The 12,349-nt window shown below is 66.9% G+C and carries 11 protein-coding genes; 10 read left to right on the top strand and 1 reads right to left on the bottom strand.

Features of this window, described 5'->3' with window-relative positions:
- Positions 1 to 17: 17 nt before the first annotated feature.
- From lolA to JLDANKMP_RS21295, 3 genes are all read left to right on the top strand, one after another.
- Positions 18 to 656, top strand: coding sequence for an outer membrane lipoprotein chaperone LolA (gene lolA / locus JLDANKMP_RS21305; protein WP_108269874.1), 639 nt, complete (start codon positions 18 to 20; stop codon positions 654 to 656).
- A gap of 209 nt (positions 657 to 865) precedes the next feature.
- Complete coding sequence (locus JLDANKMP_RS21300; protein ID WP_227843153.1) at positions 866 to 2,164, top strand: replication-associated recombination protein A; 1,299 nt, start codon at positions 866 to 868, stop codon at positions 2,162 to 2,164.
- Between the two features lie 144 nt (positions 2,165 to 2,308).
- The gene (locus JLDANKMP_RS21295) at positions 2,309 to 2,698 is read left to right on the top strand and encodes a DUF805 domain-containing protein (protein ID WP_005413291.1); all 390 of its coding nucleotides are present in this window, start codon (positions 2,309 to 2,311) and stop codon (positions 2,696 to 2,698) included.
- A 73-nt stretch (positions 2,699 to 2,771) separates the two neighbouring features.
- Here the strand turns inward: JLDANKMP_RS21295 and JLDANKMP_RS21290 are convergent, their stop codons facing one another.
- Entirely contained in the window at positions 2,772 to 3,146 is a 375-nt protein-coding gene (locus JLDANKMP_RS21290) for a hypothetical protein (RefSeq protein ID WP_212562056.1), read from the bottom strand.
- Between the two features lie 321 nt (positions 3,147 to 3,467).
- Between JLDANKMP_RS21290 and JLDANKMP_RS21285 the strand changes: the two genes are divergently transcribed.
- The 7 genes from JLDANKMP_RS21285 to fusA all read left to right on the top strand — a co-directional run bounded on the left by JLDANKMP_RS21285 (position 3,468) and on the right by fusA (position 12,189).
- Positions 3,468 to 4,496, top strand: a complete 1,029-nt coding sequence (locus tag JLDANKMP_RS21285; RefSeq protein ID WP_212562055.1) for an alpha/beta hydrolase-fold protein — start codon at positions 3,468 to 3,470, stop codon at positions 4,494 to 4,496.
- Between the two features lie 122 nt (positions 4,497 to 4,618).
- The gene (locus JLDANKMP_RS21280; protein ID WP_088428734.1) at positions 4,619 to 5,995 is read left to right on the top strand and encodes a YncE family protein; all 1,377 of its coding nucleotides are present in this window, start codon (positions 4,619 to 4,621) and stop codon (positions 5,993 to 5,995) included.
- Positions 5,996 to 6,046: 51 nt separating this feature from the next.
- Complete coding sequence (locus tag JLDANKMP_RS21275) at positions 6,047 to 7,096, top strand: ABC transporter substrate-binding protein (RefSeq protein ID WP_111188285.1); 1,050 nt, start codon at positions 6,047 to 6,049, stop codon at positions 7,094 to 7,096.
- Positions 7,093 to 8,136 (top strand): iron ABC transporter permease, encoded by a 1,044-nt coding sequence (locus JLDANKMP_RS21270; protein WP_212562054.1) that lies wholly within the window; start codon positions 7,093 to 7,095, stop codon positions 8,134 to 8,136. The genes JLDANKMP_RS21275 and JLDANKMP_RS21270 overlap by 4 nt, the downstream gene beginning before the upstream one ends.
- Entirely contained in the window at positions 8,133 to 8,894 is a 762-nt protein-coding gene (locus JLDANKMP_RS21265) for a heme ABC transporter ATP-binding protein (RefSeq protein ID WP_212562053.1), read from the top strand. Before JLDANKMP_RS21270 ends, JLDANKMP_RS21265 begins: the two co-directional genes overlap by 4 nt.
- Positions 8,895 to 8,958: 64 nt before the next feature.
- Entirely contained in the window at positions 8,959 to 9,708 is a 750-nt protein-coding gene (locus JLDANKMP_RS21260) for a hypothetical protein (RefSeq protein WP_212562052.1), read from the top strand.
- Between the two features lie 444 nt (positions 9,709 to 10,152).
- Positions 10,153 to 12,189: an elongation factor G gene (gene fusA, locus JLDANKMP_RS21255; RefSeq protein WP_212562051.1), complete on the top strand. Its 2,037-nt coding sequence runs from the start codon at positions 10,153 to 10,155 to the stop codon at positions 12,187 to 12,189.
- Positions 12,190 to 12,349 lie beyond the last annotated feature (160 nt).

Raw genomic sequence — 12,349 nt, 5'->3', positions numbered from 1 at the left:
GCCCACAGGATTCCCGCATGAACTTCCGCTTCCGCCGTTTCCTTGCCACCACCACCCTGGCCGTGGCCTGCGCCGCCGCCGGCAGCGCCTGGGCTGGCGCCCGCGATGACCTGAAGACCTTCACCAGCGGCCTGAAGGGCCTGGATGGTCAGTTCAGCCAGCAGGTGTTCGACAGCCGTGGCAAGGTGAAGGAATCGACCAGTGGCCGTGTGGCGCTGTCGGCGCCGCGCCTGTTCCGTTGGGAATACGTGCGCCCGCACGAGCAGCTGATCGTGGCCGACGGCAGGAAGGTCTGGATGTACGAGCCGGACCTGGAGCAGGCCACCGTGCGCGAGCAGGGCAAGGAAGAGCAGAACAGCCCGCTGACCGCGCTGATCAATCCGGCGCTGCTGGAGCAGCAGTACGACGTCAGCGAAGAGGCCGCGCAGCGCGACGGCCTGCAGTGGCTGTCGCTGTCGCCGAAGCGCGAGACCGAAGCCAGCTTCCAGTACGCCGCGCTGGGCTTCAACGCGCAGGGCCTGGCCAGGATGGAAATCACCGATGCGGTTGGCCAGCGTACCGTGATCAGCTTCAGTGGCTGGAAGCGCAACCCGGGCTTCGCGGCCGGCACCTTCAGCTTCACCCCGCCGAAGGGCACCGACGTCATCGGTAATTGATCTGTGGGCGGAGGCGCTTTGGTGGGTGTCAACCTTGGTTGACACGCTTTTGTTCTGCCGGCCAGCGGCCGGCACTACCAGACATCGCGTCCCGCCCGCCGGGCACGGTCCGGCGCTACCGTTGGGCGGCGCGGTACAATGACCGGGTGCCAAGACATCGCTCCACTTCCTTCCCCGGACCCGATCTGCTGAGCGTCGATCGGGAACACATGCGCCCGCTGGCCGAGCGCATGCGCCCCCGCACCCTGGACGAAATGGTCGGGCAGAAGCGCCTGCTGGCGCCGGACAGTGCGCTGCGCCGCGCGGTCGAATCCGGTCGCGTGCATTCGATGATTCTGTGGGGGCCGCCGGGCTGCGGCAAGACCACGCTGGCGCTGCTGCTGGCCGAGTACGCCGATGCGGAATTCCGCGCCATCTCTGCCGTGCTGTCCGGCCTGCCGGAGGTGCGCCAGGTGCTGGCCGAGGCCGCGCAACGCTTCGCCGAAGGCCGCCGCACCGTGCTGTTCGTGGATGAGGTACATCGCTTCAACAAGGCGCAGCAGGATGCGTTCCTGCCGCATATCGAGCGCGGCACCATCCTGTTCGTCGGTGCCACCACCGAGAATCCATCCTTCGAGCTGAATTCGGCGCTGCTGTCGCGTTGCCGCGTGCATGTGCTGGAAGGCGTTTCGCCGACCGACATCGTTGAGGCGCTGGAGCGTGCGCTGGGTGACCGCGAACGCGGCCTGGGTGAAGAGCACATCGAGGTCGCGCCCGAACTGCTGCTGGAAATCGCTACCGCCGCTGATGGTGACGTGCGCCGTGCGCTGACTCTGCTGGAGATCGCCGCCGAACTGGCAGGCGGCGAGGGTGGCCGCATCACCCCGCAGACCTTGACCCAGGTGCTGGCCGACCGCACCCGTCGCTTCGACAAGGGCGGCGAGCAGTTCTACGACCAGATCTCGGCGCTGCACAAATCCGTGCGCAGCTCCAACCCGGACGCCGCGCTGTACTGGCTGACCCGCATGCTCGATGGCGGCTGCGATCCGTCTTACCTGGCGCGCCGGCTGACCCGCATGGCCATCGAGGATATCGGCCTGGCCGACCCGCGTGCGCAGAGCATGGCGCTGGAAGCGTGGGACATCTATGAGCGACTGGGCAGTCCGGAGGGCGAACTCGCGTTCGCCCAACTGGTGCTTTATCTGGCCAGCACGGCGAAGTCGAATGCCGGCTATGCAGCCTTCAACCAGGCCAAGGCCGACGTGCGCGAGAGTGGTACCGAAGAAGTGCCGCTGCACCTGCGCAATGCGCCGACCAAGCTGATGAAGGAACTGGGCTACGGCGCCGAGTACCAGTATGACCACGATGCGGAGGGTGGCATCGCGCTCGACCAGACCGGTTTCCCGGATGCGATGGGCGAACGGGTGTACTACAACCCGGTGCCGCGCGGGCTGGAAATCAAGTTGAAGGAAAAGCTGGATCGTTTGCGCGCCGAGCGTGAGGCGGCAAGGGCTGCGAAGGGCCGCTGACCCGGTTCATGTGGCGTCGAGCCATGCTCGACTGCTTTTCGCAGCACTTCACGGCTCCCGACAGCCGAGCATGGCTTGGCTCTACATTGTCCTGCACGCGTTCATTTGGCACACTGCGCGGCTACTTTTTCAAGGATCGATGCCGTGCAGGAAATGATTCTGCCGTTGAAGCGCTACGCCCAGTTCGAGGGCCGCGCGAACCGCCGCGAGTACTGGATGTACCAGCTGTTCCTGTTCCTGGTCGCAACGGCAGTGATGCTGCTGGCCGGCGTGCTGGCGATCCTCCTGCGCAACAGTGCCGAAGCGCTGGCCGGCATCCTGATCGGCATGGTGGTGCTGCTGTGTGTGATGTGGCTGGCCACGATCGTGCCGCTGATCGCAGTGACCGTACGCCGCCTGCATGACTGCAACCAGTCGGGCTGGCTGTTCCTGCTGGCGCTGGTGCCGGGGGGCGGGATCGTGATCATGATCTTCTCGCTGCTGCCGGGCACGCCGCAGGAGAACGTTTATGGTCCGGTGCCTACGGGGCCGTGATGATGCATGAGTCGAGCATGGCTCGACGCTACAGAGGCAAAGAAATGAAGCCGGCATTTTGCCGGCTTCATCTTTACTTGATGGTGCAATCGCCGAAGGACAGGTAATCGGTGCCCGAGCTGAACTGCAACGTGCAGCTGGCGGTGAAGGTCGCGCCTTCTTCCAGTGCGCCCAGCTTGGCCGCCTCCTGTTCGTCGTCGCTGGTCAGCCGGGCCAGGACATTGCCCTGGTCATCGCCGGCCTCGATCAGTGGCTCGCCCGCCAGGTTGCTGGAAACGCTCAGTGCTACGGCAGTGAATGTCACCGTCTGGTTGAGTTGGTCCATGCCCAGCGACGAATTGCCGGCCTCTTCAAAGGCCTGGTAGAGCGTTGGCAGGTCCTGTGCGGCATGGGCGGCCAGCGGTGCGAGCAGGCCAAGGGAAAGGGCGATCAGGGTGGTGCGCTTCAAGGTGTTCTCGCAGTCACGGGATCCATTCCCGTGGGTGGTGGTCAGTAGATCCACGCCATGCGTGGATAGGTTTGGCAATAGACAGGGCGCGGCCGATGGCTCGATCACCCATCCATCCGCAGCCCTGCGAGGGTAGGGCGCTCCTGCGCCCCGCTGCCGGGCAAAATAGTGGATTCAGTGTTTCCGGTGCAACCGGGAAAATGAACGTATCGCGCGCGTGATACACAGTGTGACGTTTGATCGATGTGATAATCATTCGCGTTTAAGGTAGACTGCGGTCCCCTATGAACCGGCGGCCATCGGTCGCTCCTGCCGCCGCTGATGATGCATTTCGTCCCGCCTTCGCGCCGTGGTCCGCTGGCCCGCGGCCTGGCCGCCTTGATGATGGGTCTGCTCCTGGCCACCCCGTACGCCCATGCGCAGCAGCGCAATCCGCTGCAGAAGATCGGCCATACCGTACTCGACGAGCCGGCGGCCAGCTATCGCTTCGAGCATTTCGTGGTGGACAGTCCCGACCAGCAACGCCGCTGGCGGGTGAACCTCGCAATTCCGGCCAAGGCCGGCAAGACGCCCTCTCCGGTGCTCTACGCGCTGGACGGCAATGCCGTGGCCATGGTGCTGGATCAGCCGCTGCTGGCCGAACTGGCCGCGCGCAAGGCGCCGCCGGTGCTGGTGCTGATCGGCTACGACAACGACCTGCGCATCGATTCCAAGGCGCGCACCCGCGACTACACCGCGTGGATCGACCGCGCCGACGATGAGAGCGGTACGACCCAGGCGGTCGGCGGTGGTGCTGCGGCCTTCCTGGATGTGATCGAACGCCGCATCAAGCCGGAAGTCGAGCGTCGCGCACGCATCGATACGCAGCAGCAAGCGCTGTGGGGTCATTCGCTGGGTGGGTTGTTCGTGCTCAATGCGCTGTACACCCGTCCCGCCGCCTTCCAGTTCTATCTGGCGGCCAGTCCCTCGCTGTGGTGGAGTCAGGGCGCGGCGCTGGGTGATCCGGAACAGCAGTTCGTGCAGAACGTGCATGGCCAGCCCGCAAAGCTCTGGTTGATGCTGGGCGGTGCCGAGCGTGTTGGCGATCGTGGCAAGCGCGACCTGAGCAACCCACGGGTGGTCGCGCACCTGCGCCGCATTGGCGGTGCCACGCCGGACGCGGCGATGCAGTTGTCCGAGCGGTTGGCCAAGGTGCCGGGCATGAGCGTGCAGTACCGCGAGTTCCCGGGGCTGGGACACGGCCCGATGCTGCCGGCCTCGTTCCATGCCGCGCTGCATGAACTGTACGGCGTGACCGACCGCAGCGCCGGTGACGGTGTCCCCACGGATGGTGACAACGCCGCCGAGTGAATTCCTTCGCACGCGATGCCGTGCGACCCCACTACCCAGGCGAGGCTGCCGGCGTGCAGCGGCCCAGGCAACCGATGAATCCCGCGTCACGTGGCGCGGCCTACGTGTGCAAGGAGCCTTCCATGTCGTTCCGTCCGTCCTTCCGTCTCACCTCTCTCGCCGCCGGCCTGTTGCTGGCGGTGACCGCCACCGCGCAGCCGGTGTTCGACCAGCCGGCCAACGCCACCTTCAAGGGTGAAGTCGTCTCACGCGGTGAGAACGTGGTTCCCGGCAGCACTGCCGACGTGGTCGGCCGTGGGTTCGTGCCGGGCCAGAAGGTCAGCCTGCTGCGCGGTGACAGCGTGCTCAACGCGCAGCCGCTGGTGGTCGATGCTGATGGCAACTTCAAGGCCCAGTTGAGCATTCCGGCCGACGCGGTGCCGGGCACCCATCCGGTTGTGGTGCGCGCCAGCCAACCGGCTGCGGCCACCGTGCTGAAGCTGCGCGTTTCGCCGCAGCTGCCGCTGTCCGGCCAGGCGCAGTTCGCCACCCAGTCCAACAAGCTGGTGCCGGGCCTGTACCAGTCCGCCTATAGCGCCGCCAGCAACGCAGTGTTCGTGACCTCGGCGGTGGGTCGCCCGCCGGTGACACAGTCGCAGCTGCTGAAGCTGGACCCGAAGTCGTTGAAGGTGACCAAGGCGATCACCCCGGCGCAGGTGCCGGGCAGCACCAATGGCGCGGTGTACGCGGTCTACGGCGTGGGCGTGGATGACGCCAACGGCAATGTCTGGGTCACCAACACCCGCCAGAATTCCATCGCGGTCTATCGCCAGAAGGACCTGTCGCTGGTCCATCAGTTCCCGGTCGATGCCGTGCCGCACGCGCGCGACGTGGTGGTCGACGGCACGCGCGGCAAGGTGTTCGCTTCTGCCACCGGCGAGGACCACCTGTCGGTGTTCGATGCGAAGACCTTCAAGGAACTGCCGCAGGTGACGCTGGAATCCGGCGTGGACGACGGCAAGTTCACCCCGATGAGCCTGGTGCTGGATGAGAAGGGCGGCAAGCTGTTCACCGTCAGCATCGGCACCCCGGAGGCGGCAGTGATCGATGTGGCCAGCGGCAAGGTCGAGAAGGTCATCGATCTGGGCAATTCGATCAGTGCCTCGGGCGTGGCCTTCGACGCGGCGCGCAACCGCCTGTACGTGGCCTCGCAGGGCACCGACAACCTGCTGATCGTCGACGTGGCCGCCGGCAAGGTGCTGCACGATGTGCCGGTCGGCGCCGGCGCGCTGAACGTCGCCTTCGATGATGCCTCCGGCCTGGCCTACGTCAGCAACCGTGGTGCTGGCACGGTCACCGTGGTGAACGGTGACGGCAAGGTGGTCGCCAATCTTGATGGCGGCACGCTGCCGAACCACGTCCGCGCCGATGGCAAGGGCAACGTGTTCGCGGTGAACAAGTCGCGCGGCGCTGAAGACCCGAAGGGTGACCGCATCACCCGCATCACCCCGAAGCAGTAAGTCACAGGGCAGGGCGGCGTGCGCGTCGCCCTGCCAGCAAGGAGAATGTGCATGAACATCGCGTCCCGTCTGCGCCTGTGTGCGCTTCCGTTGGCTGTTTCGCTGGCGCTGGCTGCCTGTGGCGGCTCGTCGGCTCCCTCTGATGCCAATACGCCTGCCGAGGCGCCCGCAGCAACGGCGGCCGCTGCGGAAACCGCGCTGCCGGCAGGCTGGCAGCGCGTGGCAGGTGCCGAAATGCCGGCCGTGCACGGCCAGAAGGCGGTGCTGCCGGCCAAGGTGCATTCCGACGATGGCGCCGATATCGAAGTGGCCGATACCAGCCGGATCATCGCCGGTGGCGACGACGTCATCGCGGTGATCGAAGCACTGGGGCTGGGCAAGCAGGTCTTTGCCGCGCCGACCAACACCACCACCCAGGCCGGCCTGGCCGCGCCGCACCAGTTCCTGTTCAACCGAACCACTGGCGTGGAGGGCGTGCTGAGCCTGCAGGGCTCGCTGTTCCTCGGCAACAGCCTGCGCCGCCATACCGAACTGGCCAAGAAGCTGCGCGAAGTGGGCGAGCCGGCGGTAGTCATCGATGACCTGCAGCCAGCGCCGGACAAGGTGCGCAAGGTCGCTGCGGCACTAGGGCTGGCCGAGGCAGGGCAAGCACTGGCCACGCAGGTGCAGCGTCAGCTCGACGAGGCTGCAGCGATTGGCAAGGGCCTGGGCCATGCGCCACGACTGATCCACGTATCGGCCACCGGCGCTGGCGGCTCACCGACTGTTGCCGGTGCCGACAGCGCCTCGGCGCAGCTGATCGCGCTGGCTGGCGGCGTCAACATCGGCACCGAGGCGGGGGTGAAGAACTACTCGCAGCTGAGCAATGAAGGCGTGGTCGCCGCGGCGCCGGAGGTGATCCTGGTGACCGAGCATGACCTGCAGCTGTTCGGCGGTGCTGAGGGCCTGTGGAAGGCGTACCCGACGCTGAAGCAGACCCCGGCTGGGCAGGCCAATCGGGTCTGGGTGATGCCGGACGTGCAGCTGAAGTACACCAGTGTCGGTTCCGGTGCTGGCGCGCTGGCGCTGGCCAAGGCCCTGGCGGCGTTGCCGAAGGCATGAGTCCGGCGGATCGGCGCCGCCGTCGCGGGCGGGCGATGTTGATGGTGGCGTTGCTGGCACTGCTGGGTGCGGTGCTGGCCTCGTTCGCCGTGGGCCCGCTGCGGCTGCCGCCGCTGGAGGTGATGCAGGCGTTGGCGGTGAAGCTGGGTCTGCTCGATCCGCAGGCGGTCAGCAGCCGCGACCTGGCCGTGGTCTGGCAGCTGCGCATTCCGCGTGCCTTGCTGGGCGCGATGGTGGGTGCATCGCTGGCGATGGCCGGTGCCAGCCTGCAGGGCCTGTTCGGCAATCCGCTGGCCGATCCCGGGATCGTCGGTGTCAGCCAGGGCGCTGCGCTGGGTGCGGTGGCTGCCATCGTGCTGGGGGCCGCCGGTGCGGCAGGCTGGCTGGTGCCGGTGGCCGCGTTCGTTGGCGGTGCGCTGGCGATCGGCCTGACCTATGCGCTGGCGCGGCCCGGCAAAGGCAGTGGCAATGCCACGCTGCTGCTGGTCGGCATCGCGATGGCCGCGTTCTGCTCGGCGCTGATCGGTTTCCTCACCTACATCGCCAGCGAAAGCGAACTGCAGTCGCTGGTGTTCTGGCAGATGGGCTCGCTGGCGCGTGCCAACTGGGCCGATGTGGCGGCGGTGGTGCCGCTGTTTGCCATCGGCGTGTTCGCGTTGCAGCGGTTGGCCACGCCACTGGACATGCTGGCGCTGGGCGAACGCCAGGCGCAGCATCTGGGGCTGGACGTGACCCGCACGCGGCGTCGCCTGGTGGCGTTCAGTGCGCTGCTGGTGGGCGCGGCGGTGGCGTTTGCCGGTTCGATCAGTTTCGTGGGCCTGGTGGTGCCGCACGTGGCTCGCCTGCTGGTCGGTCCTGGCCATCGCTGGCTGCTGCCGTTGTCCGGCCTGCTCGGTGCGCTGCTGATCGTAGTGGCCGACACCGCGGCCCGCACGCTCGATCCGCCGGCGGAGATTCCGCTGGGCTTGTTCTCGGCCGCGCTGGGCGCGCCGTTCTTCCTCTGGCTGGTGCTGCAGCAGCGCCGCAAGGCGGCCCCATGAGCGCGTTGCTGAAGCTGCATGAGGTGGTGGTGCGCCGCCAGCAGCGCGAGATCCTGCATGGCATCTCGCTCGCGTTCGAGCCGGGTACGGTGACCGCGCTGGTTGGCCCGAACGGCGCAGGCAAGTCCACGTTGCTGGCGGTAGCGGCCGGCGACCTGCGCGCCGATGCGGGCGAGGTGAGCCTGTTGGGCAGACCGCTGGCCAGCTACAAGGCCGGGCCGCTGGCGCGCGAGCGCGCGGTAATGCCGCAGGAGCACGGCGTTCGTTTCGCCTTCAGCGTAGAGGAGGTGGTGGCGATGGGCCGGTTGCCACACCCGCCGGACCCGGTCACGGACGAAGCCCGGGTGGAAGCGGCCATCGATGCCGCCGAACTGCAGGCGCTGCGCCTGCGCGAGGTGCAGCAGCTGTCCGGTGGCGAGTCCGCCCGCACCACGTTCGCGCGCGTGCTGGCGCAGGACACGCCGCTGCTGTTGCTTGATGAGCCGACCGCTGCGCTGGATCTACGCCACCAGGAGCGCACGCTGCGTAGCGTGCGCGCCTGTGCCGAAGCTGGTGCGTGCGTGATCGTGGTGCTGCACGACCTCAATCTTGCCGCCGGCTATGCCGACCGCATCGTGCTGCTGGAACAGGGCAGGGTGGCGGCCGACGGCACGCCGTTGCAGGTGCTGACCGAAGACAACCTGCAGCGCGTGTACCAGCAGGATGTGGTGGTGCTGGAGCACCCAAGGCGCGGGGTGCCGCTGGTGGTGGTGACCTGAGCGAGGGCCCGCCAGGTTGCTCCGGGTATCATGATTGCTTCGTTTTCTTCAATGGACTGATGCCATGTTCCGCAGCGTTACCTGCAGCGTGCTGCTCGCCGCAATGATTGCTTCCGCTTGCGCTGCCAATGCGGCGTCGACCTCTCAGGTTTCGCTGACCGACGCGGCCGAGAACGCCTCGCTGATCGAGACCCGACATTCCAGTAGCGACGGTGCCGCTGTGACGTCGATGAAGACGCAGTACTTCGCCAACGAGGAAATGTCGGTGAGCTGGGACGACCAGCAGGTGCTGGTGCTGTGCAGGGAGACGGCGTACCTGAAGATTCCCGCGACCAAGCTCAAGGCCGGTGCGTTGACCTCCGAACAGCGGCAGATGATCGTCTACCAGGCGCTGATGTCAGGCCTGGGGGCTGTCGCAGGCGTCATCGGGCCGGCAGGCGAGGTGGTGACCGTGGCCGATGACGGCAGCGAGACCCGCAGCGTTGGCGAAAACAGCTGGGCCTATGGTGTTGAGCGATACGAGGTGATCACCCAGCGGCTGCCGGACGGTGCACTTCGGGTCCGGACCCGCAAGACGGAAACCGTGAATACCACGCCTCCGGCGGGCCCGGACGACATGTTCAGTACCGAGGACGATCAGGCGGCACGCCTGTCGGAACTGGCGCCGGTGGGCAGCTGGACGGAAGTGGTGGTCCACGGTGGCGCACGGCTGCCACACATGGACCCGGCGACGTCGCTGAAGGGGTGGATCTCGATGGGCGACGACCAGGCTGCGACCGTGGGTGAGGCGCGCAAGCTGCACGACTGCAAGTAGGACATGGCAGGGGTCAGAGCCCTTTGCTTTGGGCAAAGGGATCCGACCCCGATGTCGGTCGGCCTCATCGTTCTATTAATGTGTGCAATATTCACTTGCGCGCCAGATTGGCAGGTCTAGAATGCGCCCCATGAACCGGATGCCGCTCCTGAAGTTTTTCACCCTGACCCGCGCAAGCGCGGAACGGGCGTGTCTGCCTGGAGCCCCACGAGGCCGTTGAAGCGGCCATCGCTGGACCTTCGACAGAGCGCCCTGCGGGGCGCTCTTTTCGTTTTTGTTTTTTGTGAGTCGACGCTACCCAGTCGACGCTACCTACTCGACTCTACCCAGTACTGCGAAGGAGAACGTGCCATGCACCAGATCGCTGAGACCGAACGCTAGCCGCGCACCCTGTCGCCAACCGGGGTGTGCGGCCCCTGAAGTTGGCTTTGCAGGAACTTTTTTATGAACACCCACGTCCTTTCCCGTCGTCGCAACCTTGGCATCATTGCCCACATCGACGCTGGCAAGACCACGCTGACCGAACGCCTGCTGTGGAAAAGCGGCGAAATCCACCGCGTCGGCGAAGTGCATGACGGCAATGCAACCACCGATTTCTCGGCGATCGAGCGCGAACGAGGCATCACCATCGGCGCGGCCGCCGTGCAGGCGCAGTGGGCGCCACGTGACCTGCCGCCGCATCGGCTGACCCTGATCGACACCCCCGGCCATATCGACTTCGCCATCGAAGTCGAACGTTCACTGCGCGTGCTCGACGGTGCCGTGGCCGTGTTCTCGGCCGTGGACGGCGTGCAGCCGCAGTCCGAGACGGTATGGCGCCAGGCGCGTCGCCATCGCGTGCCGCTGATCGCCTTCGTCAACAAGATGGACCGCGTCGGTGCTTCGTTCGAGCGCGTGCTGGAGCAGCTGCAGGACAAACTGCAGGCGCGACCGTGGGCGTTGGGCGTGCCGTTGGGCAGCGAAAGCGGCTTCAATGGCTGGGTCGACCTGGTCGATGAGCGCGTGCTGCAGTGGCAGGATGGCGCCGCAACCACGGTGGCCCCGTGGGACGACGCGGCACGCGCGCAGTGGCAGGCTCAGCGCGATGCGCTGGTCGAGGCCGTGGCCGATCACGATGAACAACTGGCCGATGCCTGGCTGGAAGGTCGCGTGATCGATGCCGAACAGCTGCGCGCGGCGATCCGCCGGGCGACGCTGGCGGGTGCGGGCGTGCCCGTGCTGGCCGGTGCTGCGTTCAAGGACAAGGGTATCGAGACACTGCTGGATGCGGTGGTCGATTACCTGCCGTCGCCGCTGGATCGCCCTGCCGTGACCGCCGAAAGCGAGAGCGGCGAGGTGGTGCTGCCGCCGGATCCGGACGGTCCGCTGGCGGGCCTGCTGTTCAAGATCACCCACCAGCAACACGGCGCGCTGAGCTTCGTGCGGCTGTACTCGGGGACCTTGAAGGTGGGCGACGCAGTGGCCAGCTCGCAGCATGCACAGGGACGGCGTGTCAGCCGGCTGGTGCGGGTGCAGGCCGACCAGACCCACGACATCGAGCAGGCCGTGGCCGGTGACATTGTCGCGGTACTGGGCTGGAAGGATGCGGTCAGTGGCGAAACGCTGAGCGGCCGTGCGCAGCCGCTGCGCCTGGAGAACATCCAGGCCCAGGCGCCGGTGCTGGCGTGGCGGCTGGAGCCGGCGCGTGCGGCCGACCTGATCAGGATGGCGCAGGGCCTGGCCAGCCTGGCCCAGGAAGACCCGTCATTCCGCGTCGAAACCGATCGCGACACGGCGGAAACCCTGGTCTGGGGCATGGGCGAGCTGCACCTGGAGGTGATGGTCGAGCGCCTGCGCAGCGAATGGAAGGTGGACGTGGGCGTAGGTGCGCCGCGCGTGGCCTACCAGGAGACGCCGCTGCGTGCGATGACCGGCGTCGTCGGGCGACTGGTCAAGCAGACCGGTGGCCAGGGCCAGTTCGCGCACGTGGTGCTGGATGTGTCGCCGCGTGAGGACGACCAGGTGGTGTTCAACGACCGCATCGTCGGTGGCGTGGTGCCGCGCAGCTTCATCGCTGCGGTGGAGAAGGGTGTACGTGCCGCGCTGTCGGAAGGGCCGCAGGGTCATCCGGTGGTCGGCATCGAGGTCAGTCTTGTCGATGGCCAGACCCATGCCAAGGACTCTTCGGAGATGGCGTTCCATCGCGCGGGTGCCGAGGCGATCAAGGCCGCGCTGGCTGAAGGTGGCACGCAGCTGCTGGAACCGGTGATGGCGGTGACGGTGCATTCGCCGTCGGCGTCGGTGGGCGATGTGGTCGGCGACCTCAACCGGCGCCACGGTCGCATCGCCCGCATCGAGGACCAGGACGGTCGCGCTGAGGTCAGTGGTTTTGCGCCATTGGCGCAGCTGGTGGGTTACACCACGTCGCTGCGTTCGCTCAGCCAGGGGCGGGCGAGTAGCGAGGCGCACCTGCACGGCTACGAGCCGGTACGCGCTGCATGAGGAAAGGTGGGGGGAGCCCGTTCGCGGGTTCCCCTTTTTTGTGTTCGGGCGCGCATCCACGCATGGCGTGATCTAGAGGGCGATCGGGTCGCGAGCTCTGCAGTAGATCCACGCCATGCGTGGATGGGGCCCTCAGGATGCAATTTTTTTGCATTGCATC

The sequence above is a fragment of the Stenotrophomonas sp. PE591 genome (genome assembly GCF_018320795.1).
In the GTDB taxonomy this organism is placed as follows: Bacteria; Pseudomonadota; Gammaproteobacteria; order Xanthomonadales; family Xanthomonadaceae; genus Stenotrophomonas; species Stenotrophomonas maltophilia.
The sequence above is the reverse complement of the archived record's forward strand: the minus strand, read 5'-3'. Positions and strand labels throughout refer to the sequence as shown.